This is a genomic window from Mumia sp. zg.B53, from assembly GCF_019550935.1.
Lineage (GTDB): Bacteria > Actinomycetota > Actinomycetes > Propionibacteriales > Nocardioidaceae > Mumia.
Genome location: NZ_JAHWCK010000004.1, coordinates 181,804 through 200,283, shown reverse-complemented (window position 1 = coordinate 200,283; position 18,480 = coordinate 181,804). Strand labels below are relative to the sequence as shown.

Here is an 18,480-nt window from a genome sequence, read left to right as displayed (position 1 = left end):
TCGCCGCCGGTCGCGCTCAGTCGAGGTATCGCCGCGCCACCACGTCCTGCTGGTCCGCGGGCCGGCCGCGCTGCATCGACCAGGCCAGCCGCACCACGAGCCCGTGCGACCAGACGAGCGGCGTCGCGGCACGCGTGTTCTCCCCCAGCTGGCAGCACGGTCTGCCCGTCGGTGGTCGGCCGTCCCACACCTGCTCGGAAATCATGTCGCTCTCGTTGGCGGCCGCCGCCACCGCGGCGAGGTACGACGACGCGTCGCGCCCGGCGGCCACCTCCTGCTCACCCCGCTCACCGGTGAGGAGCGGCCAGGCCCGGCCGAGCGTGGTGCCCGTGCCCGGCTCGGTGATCTCCCACTGGCGACCTTCGCGCGTCTCGCCGTACCCGTCGAAGCTGAACCGGCGCCAGAACGGACCGTTCGGCGTCTGCACCTTCAGCTCCTGGTCGACGACAGCGAGAGACGACGCGATCACCGGGTCGTTCGCGGGGAGGATCCCCCACCGGGTGAGGGCGAGGAAGCTCGGGTCGACCACCCGGCGCTGGTCGATGCTGACGGGTCCCCCGTCACCCATCTCGTACGGCGAAGCCGTGTCGGGGAGCCCGTTCTTGGTGAGCCGCAGGAAGTAGGGGCGCGTCGAGAGCGGTCCGTTCGTGGTGACCGTCCAGCCCTTGACCTGGGACGCCCACCGGTCGGCGAGGCGGAGCCAGCGGCCCGCGGACTCCTGGTCGCCGTTCCTGCGCGCGATGTCGGCGGCGCACACCAGGCCGGCGATCTGCGCGGCGATCGAGTTCGGCGAGTAGCCGGACTGGTTCTCCCAGCGCTCCTGCGGCGAGAACGGCGCGGGGCGCCCGGTCTCCTCGTCGCGGAAACGCTCGAGGAAGGTTGCCGCGCGCTTCACCCCCCGGTACGTCGCGCGGTCGGTCTTGCCGGTCAGCCGCGCGAGCACGATCGGCAGCGCCACCTCGTCGAGCTGGAGCTCAGACCACACCGGCTCGCCTTCGACGTCGGAGTTCTGTGGGAAGGATCCGTCGGGCTTCTGCTGCACTCGGAACAGCCAGTCGACGATGCGTCGCGCCGCTGCCTTGTCCCCCATGGCCCACATCGCGCTGCCGAACTCGTACGAGTCGCGTGACCAGACGAGGTGGTAGGCGCCGGACGGCGAGGAGAGGTCGGGGACCTCGTCGCCCCACACCCACGGCGCGGACGGCGAGGCGACGACGGCACCGGGGTTGCGCTTGTCCTCGGCGGCGGCCAGCACGAGCGCGGAAGCGAGGTACTGCCGCCGGACCGGAGCTGCCGACGCGGGAACCCGCTTCAGCGAGGCGAGATAGCGGTGCCACCCGCGGTCGTACCGGCGCTGGATGCTGGACCACGCCGTACGGGCGCTCGCGGCGGCGGTCGCACGTGCTGCAGCCGGGCGTCGCCCGAACCCCAGGGTGAGCGTGGCGCGCTGTCGCCCCGGCAGACCAGTGACACGGCTGACGCGGGCGGTCTGGACGACGTTGCCGGGTCCGGCCGAGCGGTGGCGCCGGTCGAGGCGGTGGTCACGGCGCAGGTCACGCCACCCGTCGCTGGCACGACCGACGTACCCGTTGCTGCTCGCGCCGAGGCGCGGACGGGACCGCAGCGCGGTCGCGACCTGGCCGTCACTGGCGACCAGCGTCCGGCCGACCGTACGGGCACGGTCATCCATTCCGCCGTTGTTCAGGGCCGGGTCGTGCCGTACGAACAGGCGGTAGCGGCGCCCGTCCAGCGACTGCAGACGCACACGGACGACCAGGGCCGCGCGGCGCGCGTCGGTCGTCACCTGCTTGACGATGCGATAGCGACCGGCTCGCCCGCCGACCTGGCGGAACCGGAGGCTGCGTGCGTCAGGTCGCGTGGTGGCCGGACGCATGTCGACGGACTCGCGGTCGGTGAACCTCCTGCCGTCGGTGACGACGAGCTCGAGGCTCCGCACGCTCGGTGTCGACAGATCGGGATAGAAGACCTCGCCGACCCGGCCACGCTGGAGTGTGAACCACACGTTGCTGCGGCGAGCCCGAGCGGTGCCGAAGCCGGTCTTGTCGGCCTCGGTCCAGGTGCTCTTGGCGCCGGGGCTCCCGGGCGCGGGGCCGTCAGGTGCTGCGGCGGCCGGCGGAGCCGCGAGCAACGAGGCGCCGAGCAGCACCGCGGCCGTGGCGGCCAAGACTGCGGCGAGAGGACGTCGGGCGGGGCGGGGTGCGGGCATGGGGACCTCCAGAGCGCTGCGCTGCCCGTCTTGTTCCCTGTGACCTGCACCACAAACCCGGCGTGTTGACCTCAACGTTGCTTGAAGTCCTACGGTCGTCGAATGACGACACAGCAAACCGCAGACGCCGACGTGACCGCGCAACCGGTCGCCTACTGGACCGGGGTCGCCTACGAGTCGGTGATCGCGTTCATCCGCGCGAAGCAAGCCGCGCTCGGCTTCACCCAGCCGCAGTTCTGGCTGCTGCGCAACCTGTCGAAGAACGACATCTCCTCCGACGGCCACGGCATGACCGTCCCCGCCCTCCAGCAGGCCATGAGCTCCTACCTCAGAGTCGAGGACGACCTCGCTGCCGAAGCGGAGGTCATGCTGGACCGCGGATGGTTGACTCGCGATGCCGAGGGGAGGCTCTGGCTCACCGATGCGGGCGAGGAGGCTCGTGTCGCGTTCAAGCAGCACACCCCGGCGATCCGGGAGGCGATCCATCGCGGCATCGACGACGCCGACTATGCGACGACGGTGAAGGTCCTCCAGCAGATGATCCGGAACACGGCCGTCTGACGGCGCTCGTACGGCAGTCTGTTCCGCGACATCGTCATCGAGCTCTGAGGAGCACCCGCATGGAAACCGCCCCGATTGCCGCCTGGACCTTGCAGAACGAGATCCCGATCCCCGAGGACGTGAGGCCACTGCTGGTGCCGGGCGAGGAACCCGTCGCCGCCTTCAAGACCTTCCGCGACAGCGCCGTCTTCACGTCGAAACGCCTGATCGTGCGGGACGCACAAGGGCTGACCGGCAAGAAGGTCGAGATCTACTCGCTTCCGTACAACACGATCAACATGTGGTCGTCGGAGAACGCCGGCCGGCTCGACTGGAACTCGGAGATCGAGCTTTGGACGCGCGCCGGCCACATCAAGGTCAAGCTCAGCAAGGGCGCGGACGTCCGGCGGATCGACAGCCTGATCGCGTGGGCCGTGCTCGGCAACCACTGACACGGTCGCCCGACCGGCCTCAGCGCGCCAACCACCCGGCCACGAGTGCGCGGAAGGCCGCCGGGTCGTCGAAGAACGGGAAGTGGCCGGCGCCGTCCTGCACCGCGAGCTCTCCGCGCGGGAACAGGGCGGCGAGCTCCTTCAACGGGCCGACCGGATTGCCCACGTCCACGCTCCCAGCGAGGACGAGGACCGGGATGTCGAGCGCTGCCAGGGCGGACCGCGTGGCTTCGGGCTCGAAGGCCCCGTCGGCGCCGAACTCCTGGGCTGCCACCGGGTTGCGAGCCGCGTCCATCTCGGCGTCGTACGCGGCGGCCTCGTCGTCCCACCGCCCGTAGGTGAAGGGGGTGATCGCGGCCCAGTCCGCCTCGTCGGGAGCGCCGGACTGGATGCGGTCGAGCGCGGCCGCCGCGTCGGCGTACCAGGGCTCGGCCGCTCGCGAGCGCGCCACCTCGGACCGGGCTTCGTCGCTGATCTCGACGCCGACGGCCCGAGTGCTCGGAGTGATCAGCACGAGTCGCTCGACGCGGTCCGGATACTGCTCGGCGTATCGGTAGACGACGTTCGCCCCGGCCGAGTGGCCGAGCAGCGCGAGCGTGTCCAGGCCGAGGTGCAGCCGCAGCGCCTCGACGTCGTCGACCAGCCGGTCGCACCGGTACGTCGCGGGGTCGGCGGGCGCCTCGGACGCACCGGTCCCCCGGGGGTCGAGGAGCACCAGCTCCGCCTCGTCGCTGAGGCCGCCCAGGTCGCCGAGGTAGTCGGCGGGCAACGCCGGACCTCCCGGGACGCACACCAGCGGCGAGCCAGCACCGACTCGGCGATAGCCGAGGCGAGTTCCGTCGGGGGCAGTGATGTTCATGGGGATCCCTTCAGATGCCGGGTCCTGGGCGTGGGCTCATCGCAGAGATCGGACGACCGCGTCTGCGAGGTCGTGGGGCGTGCTGTTGAAGGCGATGGTCGCCTGAGAGGCGTGACGCCTGACCAGGTTGACGACCGTTTCGAAGAGCTCGAGCTGGTCCTCATCCTTGCGGAGACCACCGCCGACGACAACACAGTTCCAAGGGCGCGCTCGAAGCGCACTGCTGACGCGCGTGCGGATGTCGTCGCTGCCGTCCAGCCCCACCAGACATGCCTCGGCGTCATGACCGCGGGCGGCCAGGTCGGCCATGCCGCTCTCGATCGCCTCGGCGACCGGCTCCGGATCCCACGGTCCGGGAACCCGGAAGGGGTCGAGGCCGATCACCAGGACCTGCAGATGCGCCGCGGCGTCGCTCACACCGCCACGATAAGGCCGCGCCGGTGTCAGGCCTCGGCTACGACAACGGCGGGGCATCCACGGCGTCCGGCCCGCCGCCACGGCGTACGACCTCGGCGCGCGCCCGGTCGATACCGCCGTGCTCGAGTGCGGCGAGGTGGGACTCGCCTTCCCAGACACGCCGTCCCCGGCGACGCACCGTCACCTGCATGGTGGCGCCGAGATGCTCGATCGCACCCGGGACGTTGCGCCGCTGCGCGGGGAGGGGAACGGGAAGCACGTGCGCGCTCGCCAGACTGCCCGAGCCCTCGATCTCGAGCTGCCACTGGGCACTGCGCCCGCGCAGCGTCCAACGCTCGTCACTCACCTCCGCACGGACCGGCGACACGACCGGGTCGCCCAGCCGGACCAACCGGCCGTCGGGCAGGAGCACGACGACGGCGGTCACCGTGGTCCGGATCGGGCCGGCAGTCACCTCTCCGCCGGCGAAGGCGACGCACACCGACCGCTCGGCGAACCCTTGGGCCTGCCCCCACCACCAGGAGTCGGGGAACCCGCCCTTGCCCCAGTTCTTCTCGGCGTACACCGACCACCCGTCGAGGTCCCAGGTCTCCGTCCCGACGACGGCCTGGCCGTACGCAGACCCACCGAGAAGCCACGGGTGCCAGTACTGGTTGAGACCAGGCACGGCCTGGAACACACTCGATCCACCCACGCTCCGACGCGGCCACGGCACCGGGGTCGTGACCCTGACGTCGAGCCGCGCGTCCGGGCCGAGATCGACCCGCAGGCTGTCCGGTGTGCCGTGGAAGGCCTCTCCCGACAGCACTCCCAGCCCGTCCGCGGCGGCAGAGCCCGCCGGGTGCGCCGTGGTGCGGAGGAAGCCGCCCGGGTGAGCCGCGAGTCCCAGCGTCGACCACGTCCCGTCGGCGGCCTGGTTCACCCCGTCGAGCGCGATCACGACGCGACCCGACGCGGGGTCGGTGAACCGCCAGAAGTAGCCCTCCATCGCGACCCCGTGCGCGGGCAGCGGGTCGCCGAACGGTCGGTCGGCACCACTCGCGCGGTACGCCTGCCGGACTGACGAGACGGCGGTGCGCACCCAGGAAGTCATCCCCGCACTATGGCAGAGCACCGGAGCCCGAAGGCGCCGCGTCGACGGCCCTGGCCGGACCACAGACGCGTGTCGAGCCACTATGTTGACGCCCGTGGCCTTCCAGCGCAGCGGTGTGACCGCGTTCAAGACCGTGATCGCTCTGGTGATCGCGTCGTCGTTGCTCACCATCGCTGCTGTGATGGCGATCGATCGCCTCAACATCTTTGACGGCTTCAACCCCTTCGGCTCCGAGACGGTCGATCGCTCGGGGCCGACGATGCTCGAACGGATCCGTACGCTCGAGGAGTTCACCGCGGCCGAGGGTAACTTCACCCAGGACGTGGACATCGAGAACGACACGAAGTTCGTCCCCGGCTTCGTCTCGGGCCAACGCATCGTCGCCATCGTGACCGGCTCGGTGGGTGCCACCGTCGACTTCAGCCGCCTCGACGCGGACTCCGTCGCGGTCGAGGAGGACTCCAGCACGATCAGGATCACCCTCCCGCAGCCGACGCTGAGCGGCGCCGAGATCGACGAGCAGTCGGTACGGATCGTCTCGCGCCAGCGGGGCGTCGCCGACCGCGTCGAGGACTTCTTCGCCGAGAACCCGACCGACGACAGTCCGGTCTTCCGGACCGCGAAGGCCCGGATCGACAAGGCAGCCGACGAGTCCGAGCTGGTCGACCGTGCGCGCGCGAACACCGAGCAGTGGCTCCGTACGTTCCTCGCAGCGGCAGGTTTTGAGACCGTGAGCATCACCTGGCAGTAGCGCCCGCAGCGGCTCGGCGGAGATGTACAAGAACTGTTGTCCAACTGCTCCACCGAACTTAGCGTCGCGACATGACGTCCATCGAGACACTGCGCGCCGTGATGCAGCCGACCCGGCGACGGATGATCGAGTACCTCTATCTGCACGGGCCGTGCCAGGTGAGCACGCTGGCCCGCGCGCTCGACCAGCAGGTCGGAAGCATCAGCCACCACCTCCGGATGCTGGAGCGCGCCGGAGTCGTCTCCCAGGCGACGGAGCTGGCAACCGACGCCCGGACGAGCTGGTGGCGACTGGTGCAGAGCTCGATCTCCTGGTCGGTCGACGACTTCAACACCGACCCTGCTGCGCGGATGGAGGCGAAGGCCGCGGAGCGGGTCAACATCGACCACCAGCTCGCCAAGCTCGCAGCGTGGAAGCGGGCGTCTGACGGTGCGGGCGAAGAGTGGCGTCGTGCCGCGTTCAACAGCGGGTTGATCGCCTCCGCCACACCCGCGGAGCTGGACGCGCTCCACCAGGCCCTCGTCCGGACCTGGCGCGAGTGGCGCGACGCGATCGACGTCGACGACGGCGAAGGTCGAGAGCCGGTCTTCGTCTTCACCCACGGCTTCCCCAGCGCGCCGTGACGACGACGTCGACCGTGCCGCCCTTCGCCCGAGATCGGATGGTCCACGGGTGGTTCGTGGTCAAGGGTGTCTCGGACGCCGGCGACGCCGCATGGATCATCGCTCTCGCGTGGACGGCGGTGCAGCTCGCGAGTCCCGCTGTCGCCGGCCTGGTCGTTGCCGCCGGCACGCTCCCCCGGGCCGCCGCCCTCCTGGTCGGCGGGGCGGTCGCCGACCGCTTCGACGTACGCCGGATCCTCACCATGACGACCGCGGCTCGTGTGCTCGTCCTCCTCGGCACCATCGCGGTCGCGGTCCTGGCAGGAGAGTCGATCGCCCTGCTCGCCGTCGCCGCGATCGGCTTCGGACTCTGCGACGCGATTTTCGAGCCGGCCGCCGTCACCCTCGGTCGTCACCTCGTGCGAGAGGACGACCTGTCCGCGTACGGAGGGGCGAGCCAGACCTCCGCACGTCTCGGCGCCATGACCGGCGCCGCGATCGGCGGTGGACTGGTCGCCTTCGGAGGGCTGACGGTCAGTGCCGCGCTCAACGCGATCACCTACCTCGGGGTTCTCGGCTATCTGGCGGTGGCGCTCCGCCTCCGGTTCCCCATGCCCCGGATGGATCCGGCCCCGGTGCTGCGCGCCATCGGGGAGGGGTTCGGGCACCTGAGGACCACCCGGACGACGAGGACGCTCGTGATCACCCTCTCGGGCCTCAATCTCGCCGTCGGGCCGGCGCTCGGGCTCGGTCTCGCCCTCCGCGTGCGCGACGCGGAGTGGGGCGCGGGGACGCTGGGCGTGCTCCAGGCCCTGGTCGCGTGTGGCGCACTCGTGGGCGGAGCCGTCATGATCCGCTGGCAACCCCACCGGCCCGCCCCACTGGCATTCACGCTGCTCGTCGTGCAGGGGCTCGCGATCGTCCTCCTCGCGACACCCACGGTCCTCGTCACGGCCACGTCGTGCGTGATCATCGGTCTCACTGCAGGAGCCGCCTCAGCGCTGCTCTATGCCGTCTTCGTCCGGAGCGTCGCGCCCCAGTTCCTCGGTCGCCTCGGCTCCATCCAGCGCCTCGGCGACGACTGCCTCATGCCGGCGGCGATGGCCACCTTCGGCGCGGTGGCAGGTGGTGTGTCGCTCGCGGGCGCGTTCGGCATCTTCGGAGGAATGATGTCGGTCCTGATGGTCGTGGCGCTCACGCGATCGCGCGTGGCTGCTCCCGCCGCGACGCCGTGCCGGCCCCTCGCGACCGGCGCCACCACGGGCGCGAGACGAGAGCGGCGAGACCTGCGCCGACGCTGTTGAGCAGGATGTCGTCGACCGAGGCCACGCGCCCCAGCTGGACGACGTACTGCGTGACCTCGATCAGCAGCGAGCAGAAGGCCGCGACGACCATGACCCGCGCGACCGAGGCGAGTGCCCGGAACCTCACGGGGATCAGGAGGCCGAGCACCGCGAACACCAGGAGGTTCCCGACGATCTGGTACGGCGGCATGGTGACGACGTCCCGGAGCGGCACCAGGCTCACCGTGCCGGTCTCGGCGGGGTTGCCCGGCTCCATGGTGAGCCAGACCCACGGTGCCGTCCCGTACACGATGCCGACCTCGGTGAGCGACACCCGCCACGCCGATCTCGTCGGGCTCCCTGCGCGACGGCGTACGCGTGCCAGCGCCCACGCGACCACTGCTGCCGCCGGCAGAAGAGCCAGCATGACGAGGCCGATGCCGCCGTACCGGTCGATGATCACCGCTGCATCCTCGGGTCCTCGGTCGGGTCGGCGTAGGTCGGTGGGCAACCATGAGCCACGGCGTCGGTTCGCAGCTCATAGTGCCACGGCTCGTTGTCGTAGATCCGGCAGAGCCCGAAGGAGGCGCCGTGCTCGGCCAGCCATGCCGCGGCCGTCGACGGACCGATGTCGACAGCGTCCCCGGCCTCATGCACCGAGGCCCCGGGCCGGGCGACCCACCGCCTGGCCTCCTCGTCCGAGCCGTACTTCTCCGCGGCCTCTCGGAAGAGCTGCTCCTGGTAGTCGGACGAGCGCCATCCACTGTTGACGGCGAGCTCGACACCGTCGTCGGCCGCGTCGGTCGCCGCCCGGCGAAGCGCCGTACGGAGCCTTGGGTCGAGGTTCGTCACCGCAGGGATCTCGGCGAGGACGGACGCGCCCTCGGCGATCCTGCCGCTCGCGCCGACGGCACGGGTCTCCGCGGGAACGCCGGTCTGCGGGATGCCGAGAACGATCACCCACAGCGCGGCGGTGGCGGCAGCCGCGGCCGCGACCGTGACCGTGAGGAGGATCGATCGGGTGCGGCGCGCTGCCGCTCGCGGTTCCTGGGGACGGGACATGCCGCCAGTCAAGGAAAGGGCGTGTTGTCAGGGCGTACGCAGATTTCGATACGGCGGCGATAGGTGCCCACTCCCTACCATCGGAGGATGCGCGTACTGGTCGTCGAGGACGAGCCGTTCCTGGCGGAGGCGGTCCGCGACGCCCTCCGGCTGGAGGCGATCGCCGCCGACATCGCGGGCGACGGTGACACCGCTCTGGAGCTGCTCAGCGTCAACGCCTACGACATCGCCGTGCTGGACCGTGACATCCCCGGTCCGTCCGGAGACGAGATCGCCCGGCGCATCGTCGACTCCGGGGCCGGGACACCGATCCTCATGCTCACCGCCGCCGACCGCCTCGACGACAAGGCGTCAGGGTTCGAGCTGGGTGTCGACGACTACCTCACCAAGCCGTTCGAGCTGAGGGAGCTGGTGCTGCGGTTGCGGGCGCTCGATCGTCGCCGCGCGCACAGCAGACCGCCCGTGCACGAGGTGGCCGGCCTCCGACTCGACCCGTTCCGCCGCGAGGTCTATCGAGACGGCCGCTACGTCCCGCTCACCCGCAAGCAGTTCGCCGTCCTCGAGATCCTCGTCCTTGCCGAGGGTGGCGTCATCAGCGCGGAGCAGCTCCTCGAGCGGGCGTGGGACGAGAACGCGAACCCGTTCACCAACGCCGTACGCATCACCGTCTCCGGCCTCCGCAAGCGACTCGGGGAACCCGGGCTGATCGCCACGGTTCCCGGCGTCGGGTATCGCCTCGACACGCAGACGCACGTGGGGCGCGAGGGAGCACGCGGTGGCTAGGGCGCCCGGGATGAGCGTGCGGCTCAAGCTCACCCTCAGCTATGCCGGCTTCTTGATGGTCGCCGGTGCCCTGCTCCTCGCCACGGTCTGGGTGTTCCTCCTGCGCTACGTGCCCGACCATGCGAACCTCGGCCCCGGCCCCTTCACCCCCACACGCTCCGACCTGCTGGAAGCCTTCGCACCGAGAGCTGCTCAAGCACTGGCGGTCCTGCTCCTGGTCGGTCTCGCCGGAGGCTGGTTCCTTGCCGGTCGGATGCTCGCTCCACTGACCCGCATCACCCTTGCCACGCGTCGGGCGGCGACCGGCGAGCTCTCGCACCGGATCGACCTCGACGGTCGACACGACGAGTTCCGTGAGCTCGCCGACGCCTTCGACACCATGCTGGGACGACTCGAGGCGCACGTCGCCGAGCAGCAGCGGTTCGCGGCCAACGCCTCGCACGAGCTGCGTACGCCGCTGGCGGTGACGCAGACGCTCCTCGATCTCGCTCGGAAGGACCCGAGCCGCGACACGGGGGAGCTCGTGGAACGTCTCTCGGCAGTCAACACCCGGGCGATCGAGCTCACCCAAGCCCTGCTCCTGCTCAGCCGCACAGACCAGGGCTCCTTCACCCACGAGCCCGTCGACCTGTCGCTGGTGGCCGAAGAGGCCACCGAGACCCTGCTCCCGCTCGCGGAACGGCGCGGCGTCAGCATCCAGACCTCCGGTGACGTCGCGACGACCAGCGGCTCACCCGCGCTGCTGCTGCAGATGACCACCAACCTCGTCCACAACGCGATCGTCCACAACCTGCCGGCGCACGGCCACGTGCAGGTGACCGCGGGAGTCGAGCCCGCCAGCGTGCTGCTCACCGTGGAGAACACCGGCGAGCAGCTCAGCCCGCAGCTCGTCGCGACACTGGCCGAACCGTTCCGGCGCGGCACCGATCGCATCCACGCCGACCACTCCGGGGTCGGCCTCGGCCTGGCGATCGTCCAGCACATCGCCCGCGCGCACGCTGGCACTCTGACCCTCGCCCCTCGGCCTGCCGGTGGGCTGTGCGTCACGGTCCGGCTGCCCCTCCTGCGGGGACAGCCTCACACGGACCGATAGCCGCAGACGCTCCCGTCAGTAGCCCAGCCCGTGCCCGAACGGGAACAGGTCGCCCGTGCCGTCCGCCCGCGGGATCGAGACCGGAAGCTTCCCGGTGGGTTCGAGCTCGCCGAACATGACGCGGACCAGTGAGTCCATCTGGTGCGCGGTGTACCCGTACGTGTCCAGCACGGTGGGCGCCGCGGGGAACGACGCGACGTCGTACGGGTTGCGGACCGCCACGGCCACGACCGGCGTCCCCGTCGCCAGCAGCGCCCGGACCAGCGCGGTCTGCGCCACCGCGGCCGCGGTCGGCTGGCCGGTGTCCGGGTTGAAGCCGTAGGCGTTGTTGGTGGTCACCACCACGAGGTCGGACGCTCGCGCTGCTGTCACGGCGTTGGCGATCGCGGCGGCCGTCGGTGTCGTCCCCGACTCCAGGACCTGGGGGGTCGCCCCCCGTGCTGCGACCGCGTTCGCGATCGTCTGTGTGGTCCCGACTCCCCACCCGGCGACGAGCACCCGACGAGGTCCGGCCGTGAGCGGCAGGAGCGCGTCGTCGTTCTTGACCAGGGTGGTCGTCCGGTCGGTGATGGCCTGGGCGTCGGCCACGTGCTCGGGGGCTCCGACGACGTGGGTGGCCGCCACCGGGTCGACGTAGGGGTCACCGAAGATCCCGCGGCGGTGCTTGTGCAGCAGGATGCGGTAGACCGACTCGTCGAGACGCTGCTTGCTGATCTCGCCGCTGCGGACGGCGTCGAGCACGGCGTTGTAGGCGGTGTCCATCTGCGGCGGCACGAGCAGCTGGTCGGCTCCCGCGAGGAAGGCGCGGACGGGCGCGACGTCCGGCGGGTAGGTCGCGGTGGCGCCCTGCATGTCCAGCGCGTCGGTGACGATGAGGCCGTCGAACCCGAGCTCCTCGCGCAGCAGACCGGTCAGGATCTTGTGCGACATGGTCGCCGGCACACCGGGGTCGATCGCCGGCAGGACGATGTGCGCCGTCATGATCGACTCGATCCCGGCGTCGATCGCGGCCCGGAACGGCGGGAGGTCGATCGCTTCCAGCTCGGCTCGGTCGTGCGTCACCTCGGGGAGACCGAAGTGGCTGTCCTTGGCGGTGTCGCCGTGCCCCGGGAAGTGCTTGGCGACGGCGGAGACCCCGCCGGCACGGTAGCCGCGGACCTGGGCGGCGACCAGACGCGAGACCAGCCCCGGGTCGGACCCGATCGACCGGATCCCGATGACCGGGTTGTTGGGGTTGACGTTGACGTCGGCGACGGGAGCGTAGTCCTGAGTGACCCCGACGGCATCGAGCTCGGTGCCGATGACCTCGGCCGAGCGTCGAGCATCTCGTGTCGACCGGCCTGCACCGAGCGCCATGTTGCCGGGCATCTGGGTCGCGGGAGGCCCGAAGCGGGCGACGAGTGCACCGCCCTCCTGGTCGACCGAGATCTGCAGCGGGATGCGGGACGGCAGGGACAACGCGGCACGCTGAAGGCCGTTGGACAACGTCGCGACCTGCGCAGGGTCGCCGATGTTCTCGTCGTTGTTGCGTGTCGTGTAGTAGATGACGCCGCCGGGCTGGTACTTCGCGACAGCCTGGGCGGGGGTGTCCACGCCGTACATCCGCCGGTTGATCGCCTTGGCGGCATCGCTCGGGTTGTCGGCGTCGCGCCCGGCCACCTCGATGACGAAGAGCTGACCGACCTTCTGCTCCAGTGTCATGTGTCGCAGCTGCGAGATCACCTTGCCGCGGTAGGGCGCGTCACCGGAGTGTCCCGGTCCGCTCGCCGTGGCCGCAGGTGGCCCGAACGCGGCGACCAGCGCCAGCGACAGCCCGATCGCCAGCAGCCGGAGCGGTGTCCGGACATGGCGAGTGGTGGATGTGGACCGAGCGGACATGTGAGCCTCCGGGTTCCCGACCTGTGACGAGGGTCACACGCACCCTAGACCCGCGCGAGGCGGGTTGGGAAGGCGAAAAACAGCGGCGCTGTGCGTCCGCCTAGGCCTCGCCCATCCGCGTCACCGTGTACGCCCTCGCCGACGTCTCCATGTGCGCGACGCACGTGAGGAGGGTCGGAGGTCGTTCGCTCGCCTCGACCTCGGCCACCACGTGGGCCACCGCTCGACCCGCCTGGCCAACCTCGAGGTCGGCGATCCACCGACCCTCTCCGACCTGACGACCGTCGACGAAGCGCACCGCCTCGGCGGGCAACGGCCCGTACCGCTCGTACGCCGCGATGACCGCCGCCTGACCGTACGGCGGCGCCGACGCGACACCGCGCAGGTACGCCGGGACGACTGCGCCCGTGAGGTGGGACGAGACGATGTCGACGGCGTTGTCGGCATCGAGGTTGCCGTACGTCGTGCCGCCGGGCAGCACGATCACGTTGGCGGCGAAGCGGTCGCCGCCGATGTGCGAGCACTCCCACGTCTCCTCGGGCCAGCGCTCGGCGAGAGCCGCCGCGACGGGGCGACCGCGGACCGCGCAGCAGACGTCGTGCCTGCCGTGGGTGCACACCAAGAGGGTCGTCGGCGTCGGCCCCGTCGCCTCCGGGAGCGGCTCGCCGACGATGGCGGCGGCGTCACGGAGGTCCGCGCTGTCCCGCCACGTGCCCCACACCTGCTCGCGCCCCGGCTCGGTGTCCAGGACGGCCCAGCGCCGCTCGGCACCGACCACCTGACGTCCCGGTCTGCGGATCATCAGCAGCCGTGACCTCGCGGGACGGATCGCGGCAGCCAGCTCCGCCAGGACGTGCGGCTCGATCGCGTCGGACGCGAAGGCGTTGAACGGCCACGGCCCGGGGTGCTCGACGAGGAGCCAGCGGCGCGCGGGAGTCGCGGTGGCCGCGAGCGGGTCCTCACGTCGCCGCGCCGCCGTCGCACAACGGAACGGCTCGGCGACCGGCGCCTCGGTCGGCACGGGATCAGCGGCCACGGACCACGACTGCCCGTGCCAGCAGACGGCGCGCGAGGTCGATCCCGAGCGTCCCGACCGGGATCTCCCGCGAGACCAGCAGCTCGCGGACCGCAGGAAGGTCCGCGGCATCGAGCCGGACCGTCCCCGCACGGCTCACAAGATCGGCGTCACCGTTGTCGCGCAGGCGCAGCTCTCCGTGCAGGTGCTCACGCAACGTCACCACGTCGTCCGGCTGAAGCTGCTGAGAGGCTCGCAGCTGCGCGACGGGGCCGACGGGCGCGGGCCTGCCAGCGCGACGCGAGGCACCCTCGAGCCGACGAGCGACGGCGGCACGGTCGAGGTCTGCGATCGCCGAGGCCAGTCGGTCGCGTACGAGGTCGAGATCGTCACCGATCGCGTGCTCGTCCCCGAGATCGACGCCGACGTCGAGGGACGCGCGGATCGCGGGGTCGTCGGTGAGCGACCGGAGCACCGATTGGAGGACCTCACCGGCGAGCGCGTGCCGGGTCCAGGCATGGACGCCGAGCGTGAGGTGCGTGCTGACGTCTCCGAGCGCGGTGGCCGCGTGCAGATATCCGCGGGGCAGATAGAGGCAGTCGCCGGGCCGCAGGACCGTACGGATCAGCGGCGGCTCCTGCGCGGCGTGCGCGACCGCGGCGCGGCGCTCCGTCCACGGCTGATCACGCAGCGGCGCCTCGAGGACCGGAGGGCGGATACGCCACTCCTTCTCACCGCTGACCTGCAGCACGAACACGTCGTGAACGTCATAGTGGTCGTCGAACCCTTGCGCCTGCGGCGGGGTGACGTATGCATTGGCCTGCACGGGGTGGCCGAGCTCCTCGGCCAGATCTGCGACGAAGCGTACGAGCGGCGGCCACGTGCGGTGCAGCCCCTGGAGCACCAACGTCGCGCCGTCGCCGAAGAGCGCGCTCAAGCGGGAGTCGTCGACCTGGTCGGTGATGCCCGCACCGACGCCGGCCCCGGCGGTGAAGTCTCGGTTCGGGAGCGTCGTCCCGTCGCGCGCCACCCGGAGGAACGGCGTACGCAGACCGTGCTCGGAGAGGAGCGCGTCGACCGCGTCCTCGTCGAGCAGGTCCTCGAACCCGCCGTCGCGTTCGGCGGCCGTCGCCAGGAGCGGTTCACGGCCCCAGTAGGTCGACGCGAACTCCTCCAGCGGCCTGCCCAGCAGGCGTGCCACCGGGCTCGCCCACGCCGCCTCAGGAACGACAGCGGGGCGCCCCTCGGAGAGGGGCGCCCCGATCCGATCAGCTGTCATGCGCTGCCGTCTGCCCCACCGTCGTGCACACCGGGAACGCCCTCGGCGCCACCGTCGGCGGGACCCTCGGCACCGCTGTCGGCACCACCGTCCGCGCCACCGTCGTGCACACCGGGAACGCCCTCGGCGCCACCGTCGGCGGGACCCTCGGCACCGCTGTCGGCACCACCGTCCGCGCCACCGTCGTGCACACCGGGGACACCCTCGGCGCCACCGTCCGCGGGGCCTTCTGTCTCGGGATCGCGTTCGCTCATGTGGATCTCCTTCTGCCTACGCCGACCACGCCGGCGGAGTGCGGATGTGCTGAGACCGGGAGCCACGGAGGACTCCACCACCTCAGTCTTGCCCTCTTGCCGTGTGGGCGAAACCTTACGGCGAATCGGTCCCGGGTTCAGGTCACGTGCGATCCGAGCGGGATCATCGTGCGCTGTCACGTTCCGGGGTCGGTGTGCGTCTCCATGTCATACCCGCTCGCACAGGAGGTCGACATGAACGGATCACCCCGCATCGCCCCCGCCGAGATCACCGGCATCAAGGGCGCAGTCATCAAGCGGTTCGCGAAGAAGAAGCTCGGCCAGGTGCCGGCGTCGGTCGGCGTGTACTGGCACAACCAGAAGGTCATGATGGCCCTGAGCGGTGCCAGTACCAAGGTCGAGAAGTGGGACGCCTGCGACGAACAGCTGAAGTCGTTCGCGCACATGGCGGTGGCCGCCCAGGTGGGGTGCAGCTGGTGCCTGGACTTCAACTACTTCGAGACCTTCAACAAGAACCTCGACATCGAGAAGGCGCGCGAGATCCCGCGGTGGCGCGAGTCCGACGTCTTCTCCCCGCTCGAGCGCGAGGTCTTGGCGTACGCGGAGGCGATGTCGACGACGGAGCCGACGGTGACCGACGAGATGGTGGCGTCGCTCGTCGCGCAGCTCGGCGAGGCCGCCGTCGTCGAGCTGACCGCCATCATCGCCTTCGCCAACTTCACGACACGAGGCAACATCGCTCTCGGTATCGAGTCCGACGGTTTCGCTGCGGCGTGCGGACTCCCTCCTCTCGCAGGGCCGACCACAACCCCACCGACGGCCGTAGGGTCGTGAAGGTGTCCGACGACCCGTTCCTCGCCAACCGAGGTCTCCTCTTCACGATCGCCTACGAGATGCTCGGCTCGGCGGCCGATGCCGAGGACGTCGTCCAGGACACCTGGCTGCGGTGGGACTCGATCGGCGCCGACGCCCGCGCGGAGGTGCGCCACCCGCGCCCGTTCCTCGTACGGATGGTGACGCGCAAGGCCTTGGACCGGCTCCGGGCGAACGCACGGCGGCGTGAGGAGTACGTCGGAGAGTGGCTCCCCGAGCCGCTGCTCACGACGCCGGACGTGGCGGACGACGTCACGCTTGCCGAGAGCGTCTCGATCGCCATGCTCACCGTCCTGGAGACGCTGACGCCGACCGAGCGCGCGGTGTTCGTGCTTCACGAGGTGTTCGAGACGCCGTACGGGGAGATCGCGGAGACCCTCGGCAAGACTCCGGCAGCCGTACGCCAGATCGGGCACCGTGCCCGTGAGCACGTCGCAGCGCGGCGGCCCCGGATGGAGGTCGGCCGTGCCGAGCAACGGCAGGTGGTCGAGCGCTTCCTCGCTGCGGTGTGGGAGGGCGACCTGCAAGGGCTGCTCGATGCCCTGGCACCGGACGTCGTGCTCGTGGCCGACGGCGGCGGCGTCGCTCAGGCCGTGGTCAACCCGGTGGCCGGCGCCAAGAAGGTCGCCAACCTCCTAAAGCCGTTCAGACGTCTGGCACCAGGGGCCGAGATCGTGCCCACCGTGTTCAACGGCACCCTCGGCGCTCGGGTCGTCGGCATCGCCGACGGGTTCGACACCGCGATCAGCTTCGTCGTCGAAGGCGGTCGGATCAGCCGCATCTACCTGGTGCGCAACCCGGCCAAGCTCGGCATGATCGACGTCGTGGCGACGCTGAGCCGCTAGGGCCGGCGTACGGGCGTCCCTCTCCATCGCGGTCGCCGGGTCCATCCCCGGCGGGATCCGCAGGTTGAGCCCGAGCCGCCGTCACCGCGAGAAAAGCGAAGCCTGAGGAAGGTTGACGGCGCGCGTAGGGGGTACCTCCATAGCCTTGCACGCCCTCACCAGATCGCTCCATCCATGGAGCGGGGGTGCGCGGGCTCGCCAGGAGGCAGCGATGTATCTGCACGTTCAGCGACTCATCAACGAGATCATCCCGGACGAGCCGGACCCCGCAGCGGCCAACGCGCTGCAAGAAGGGCTCGGCGGCCAGTTCGGCGAGATGCGGACGATGATGCAGTACCTCTTCCAGAGCATGAACTTCCGCGGCCCGGACGGGAAGCCCTACCGGGACCTCCTCCAGGGGATCGGGACAGAGGAGATCAGCCACGTCGAGCTGATCGGCACCACGATCTCGCGCCTGCTCGACGGCTCGCCCCGATACAACGGGAAGAAGACCGACCCGCTCGACATGCCCGGCGCCAAGGGCAAGACTCCTCTCGACACGGCGCTCCACGAGAGCAACATCCACCACTACCTGGTGGCCGCTCAGGGCGCCCTGCCGGTCGACGCCGCGGGCAATCCGTGGTCCGGAAGCTATGTCTACAACTCGGGCAACCTCGTCCTCGACCTCCTGTACAACCTGATGCTCGAGTCCACCGGACGCCTGCAGAAGTGCCGGATCTACGAGATGACCAGCAACAAGACGGCGCGCTCGACGATCTCGTACCTGATCGTGCGCGACCAGGCCCACGAGAACGCCTATGCGCGCGCTCTCGAGACGCTCGGCGTCAACTGGGCATCGGTCCTCCCGATCCCCAAGACCAACGCCGAGAGGTACCCGGAGGTCAAGAAGCTGGTGGACCTCGGACTCCAGTCGAAGCAGTACACGTTCGATCTCGAGGGTGCCTCGGAGGCCGGACGCATCTTCCAGGGCATGTCCCCGTCGAACGACGGGACGCAGCTCGACGCCACGGAGCAGGCGCCGATGGGGGTCCCTCTGACGATCGCCGAGGAGCGGTTCGAAGAGTTCTCGCCCGGTCTCGACCCCGAGCTCCTGTCGCTGATCCAGGCCACCGCGGAGATCGAGATGGCGGAGGCGTCCGACCCGCTCTTCGGGCCCACGACCAAGGCCTAGGAC

20 protein-coding genes are annotated in these 18,480 nt (G+C 70.6%); 10 read left to right on the top strand and 10 right to left on the bottom strand.

What is annotated here, in order from left to right; genetic code table 11:
- Positions 1-16: 16 nt before the first annotated feature.
- Positions 17-2,227 (bottom strand): glycoside hydrolase family 15 protein, encoded by a 2,211-nt coding sequence (locus KV102_RS15240; protein WP_220346784.1) that lies wholly within the window; start codon positions 2,225-2,227, stop codon positions 17-19.
- A gap of 102 nt (positions 2,228-2,329) precedes the next feature.
- Here KV102_RS15240 and KV102_RS15235 point away from each other — a divergent pair, with 102 nt between their 5' ends.
- Both KV102_RS15235 and KV102_RS15230 read left to right on the top strand, forming a co-directional pair.
- Positions 2,330-2,788, top strand: a complete 459-nt coding sequence (locus tag KV102_RS15235; protein ID WP_220341072.1) for a hypothetical protein — start codon at positions 2,330-2,332, stop codon at positions 2,786-2,788.
- Positions 2,789-2,847: 59 nt separating this feature from the next.
- On the top strand, positions 2,848-3,219 hold the full coding sequence (locus KV102_RS15230) for a PH domain-containing protein (RefSeq protein ID WP_220341071.1): 372 nt from the start codon (positions 2,848-2,850) through the stop codon (positions 3,217-3,219).
- Positions 3,220-3,238: 19 nt separating this feature from the next.
- On the opposite strand, the gene KV102_RS15225 is transcribed toward KV102_RS15230, so the two are convergent.
- The 3 genes from KV102_RS15225 to KV102_RS15215 are packed head-to-tail and all read right to left on the bottom strand — an operon-like array spanning position 3,239 to position 5,588.
- Positions 3,239-4,078, bottom strand: a complete 840-nt coding sequence (locus tag KV102_RS15225; RefSeq protein ID WP_220341070.1) for an alpha/beta fold hydrolase — start codon at positions 4,076-4,078, stop codon at positions 3,239-3,241.
- A gap of 36 nt (positions 4,079-4,114) precedes the next feature.
- Positions 4,115-4,495 carry a hypothetical protein gene (locus tag KV102_RS15220; RefSeq protein WP_220341069.1) on the bottom strand — a complete coding sequence of 127 codons (381 nt, stop codon included), beginning with the start codon at positions 4,493-4,495 and terminating at the stop codon, positions 4,115-4,117.
- Between the two features lie 37 nt (positions 4,496-4,532).
- Positions 4,533-5,588, bottom strand: coding sequence for a tocopherol cyclase family protein (locus KV102_RS15215; RefSeq protein ID WP_220341068.1), 1,056 nt, complete (start codon positions 5,586-5,588; stop codon positions 4,533-4,535).
- A 94-nt stretch (positions 5,589-5,682) separates the two neighbouring features.
- Here KV102_RS15215 and KV102_RS15210 point away from each other — a divergent pair, with 94 nt between their 5' ends.
- The 3 genes from KV102_RS15210 to KV102_RS15200 all read left to right on the top strand — a co-directional run bounded on the left by KV102_RS15210 (position 5,683) and on the right by KV102_RS15200 (position 8,245).
- Positions 5,683-6,339, top strand: coding sequence for a DUF4230 domain-containing protein (locus KV102_RS15210; RefSeq protein ID WP_220346783.1), 657 nt, complete (start codon positions 5,683-5,685; stop codon positions 6,337-6,339).
- 71 nt (positions 6,340-6,410) lie between these two features.
- On the top strand, positions 6,411-6,962 hold the full coding sequence (locus KV102_RS15205) for a helix-turn-helix transcriptional regulator (RefSeq protein WP_220346782.1): 552 nt from the start codon (positions 6,411-6,413) through the stop codon (positions 6,960-6,962).
- Positions 6,959-8,245 carry an MFS transporter gene (locus tag KV102_RS15200; protein ID WP_220346781.1) on the top strand — a complete coding sequence of 429 codons (1,287 nt, stop codon included), beginning with the start codon at positions 6,959-6,961 and terminating at the stop codon, positions 8,243-8,245. The genes KV102_RS15205 and KV102_RS15200 overlap by 4 nt, the downstream gene beginning before the upstream one ends.
- Here the strand turns inward: KV102_RS15200 and KV102_RS15195 are convergent.
- On the bottom strand, positions 8,136-8,687 hold the full coding sequence (locus KV102_RS15195; protein WP_308290349.1) for a VanZ family protein: 552 nt from the start codon (positions 8,685-8,687) through the stop codon (positions 8,136-8,138). The genes KV102_RS15200 and KV102_RS15195 overlap by 110 nt on opposite strands.
- Entirely contained in the window at positions 8,684-9,286 is a 603-nt protein-coding gene (locus KV102_RS15190) for a M15 family metallopeptidase (protein WP_220346780.1), read from the bottom strand. Before KV102_RS15190 ends, KV102_RS15195 begins: the two co-directional genes overlap by 4 nt.
- Before the next feature lie 87 nt (positions 9,287-9,373).
- Between KV102_RS15190 and KV102_RS15185 the strand changes: the two genes are divergently transcribed.
- Together KV102_RS15185 and KV102_RS15180 are read left to right on the top strand one after the other, a co-directional pair.
- The gene (locus KV102_RS15185) at positions 9,374-10,069 is read left to right on the top strand and encodes a response regulator transcription factor (RefSeq protein WP_220341064.1); all 696 of its coding nucleotides are present in this window, start codon (positions 9,374-9,376) and stop codon (positions 10,067-10,069) included.
- A gap of 10 nt (positions 10,070-10,079) precedes the next feature.
- A complete protein-coding gene (locus KV102_RS15180; RefSeq protein WP_255561115.1) occupies positions 10,080-11,162 on the top strand; it encodes a HAMP domain-containing sensor histidine kinase in 1,083 nt (360 codons plus the stop codon).
- A gap of 15 nt (positions 11,163-11,177) precedes the next feature.
- Here the strand turns inward: KV102_RS15180 and KV102_RS15175 are convergent, their stop codons facing one another.
- The 4 genes from KV102_RS15175 to KV102_RS15160 form a co-directional block, all read right to left on the bottom strand.
- Positions 11,178-13,040 (bottom strand): glycoside hydrolase family 3 protein, encoded by a 1,863-nt coding sequence (locus KV102_RS15175; protein ID WP_220346778.1) that lies wholly within the window; start codon positions 13,038-13,040, stop codon positions 11,178-11,180.
- Between the two features lie 100 nt (positions 13,041-13,140).
- Positions 13,141-14,076 carry a sucrase ferredoxin gene (locus KV102_RS15170; RefSeq protein WP_220346777.1) on the bottom strand — a complete coding sequence of 312 codons (936 nt, stop codon included), beginning with the start codon at positions 14,074-14,076 and terminating at the stop codon, positions 13,141-13,143.
- On the bottom strand, positions 14,066-15,334 hold the full coding sequence (locus tag KV102_RS15165) for a cupin domain-containing protein (RefSeq protein WP_220346776.1): 1,269 nt from the start codon (positions 15,332-15,334) through the stop codon (positions 14,066-14,068). Before KV102_RS15165 ends, KV102_RS15170 begins: the two co-directional genes overlap by 11 nt.
- The gene (locus KV102_RS15160; protein ID WP_255559275.1) at positions 15,331-15,588 is read right to left on the bottom strand and encodes a hypothetical protein; all 258 of its coding nucleotides are present in this window, start codon (positions 15,586-15,588) and stop codon (positions 15,331-15,333) included. Before KV102_RS15160 ends, KV102_RS15165 begins: the two co-directional genes overlap by 4 nt.
- 234 nt (positions 15,589-15,822) lie before the next feature.
- Between KV102_RS15160 and KV102_RS15155 the strand changes: the two genes are divergently transcribed.
- The 3 genes from KV102_RS15155 (at position 15,823) to KV102_RS15145 (ending at position 18,477) form a co-directional block, all read left to right on the top strand.
- Positions 15,823-16,422 carry a carboxymuconolactone decarboxylase family protein gene (locus KV102_RS15155; RefSeq protein ID WP_220341059.1) on the top strand — a complete coding sequence of 200 codons (600 nt, stop codon included), beginning with the start codon at positions 15,823-15,825 and terminating at the stop codon, positions 16,420-16,422.
- Between the two features lie 2 nt (positions 16,423-16,424).
- Positions 16,425-17,306, top strand: coding sequence for an RNA polymerase sigma-70 factor (locus KV102_RS15150; protein WP_220346775.1), 882 nt, complete (start codon positions 16,425-16,427; stop codon positions 17,304-17,306).
- Positions 17,307-17,517: 211 nt separating this feature from the next.
- Positions 17,518-18,477 (top strand): manganese catalase family protein, encoded by a 960-nt coding sequence (locus KV102_RS15145; RefSeq protein WP_220341057.1) that lies wholly within the window; start codon positions 17,518-17,520, stop codon positions 18,475-18,477.
- Positions 18,478-18,480 lie beyond the last annotated feature (3 nt).

Bases quoted from the DNA above. Each gene is read 5' to 3' on its own strand.
- KV102_RS15175 (WP_220346778.1), bottom strand. From the start codon at position 13,040: ATGTCCGCTCGGTCCACATCCACCACTCGCCATGTCCGGACACCGCTC.
- KV102_RS15160 (WP_255559275.1), bottom strand. From the start codon at position 15,588: ATGAGCGAACGCGATCCCGAGACAGAAGGCCCCGCGGACGGTGGCGCC.
- KV102_RS15185 (WP_220341064.1), top strand. From the start codon at position 9,374: ATGCGCGTACTGGTCGTCGAGGACGAGCCGTTCCTGGCGGAGGCGGTC.
- KV102_RS15215 (WP_220341068.1), bottom strand. From the start codon at position 5,588: ATGACTTCCTGGGTGCGCACCGCCGTCTCGTCAGTCCGGCAGGCGTAC.
- KV102_RS15155 (WP_220341059.1), top strand. From the start codon at position 15,823: ATGAACGGATCACCCCGCATCGCCCCCGCCGAGATCACCGGCATCAAG.
- KV102_RS15205 (WP_220346782.1), top strand. From the start codon at position 6,411: ATGACGTCCATCGAGACACTGCGCGCCGTGATGCAGCCGACCCGGCGA.
- KV102_RS15180 (WP_255561115.1), top strand. From the start codon at position 10,080: ATGAGCGTGCGGCTCAAGCTCACCCTCAGCTATGCCGGCTTCTTGATG.
- KV102_RS15165 (WP_220346776.1), bottom strand. From the start codon at position 15,334: ATGACAGCTGATCGGATCGGGGCGCCCCTCTCCGAGGGGCGCCCCGCT.
- KV102_RS15145 (WP_220341057.1), top strand. From the start codon at position 17,518: ATGTATCTGCACGTTCAGCGACTCATCAACGAGATCATCCCGGACGAG.
- KV102_RS15235 (WP_220341072.1), top strand. From the start codon at position 2,330: ATGACGACACAGCAAACCGCAGACGCCGACGTGACCGCGCAACCGGTC.
- KV102_RS15190 (WP_220346780.1), bottom strand. From the start codon at position 9,286: ATGTCCCGTCCCCAGGAACCGCGAGCGGCAGCGCGCCGCACCCGATCG.
- KV102_RS15225 (WP_220341070.1), bottom strand. From the start codon at position 4,078: ATGAACATCACTGCCCCCGACGGAACTCGCCTCGGCTATCGCCGAGTC.
- KV102_RS15230 (WP_220341071.1), top strand. From the start codon at position 2,848: ATGGAAACCGCCCCGATTGCCGCCTGGACCTTGCAGAACGAGATCCCG.
- KV102_RS15240 (WP_220346784.1), bottom strand. From the start codon at position 2,227: ATGCCCGCACCCCGCCCCGCCCGACGTCCTCTCGCCGCAGTCTTGGCC.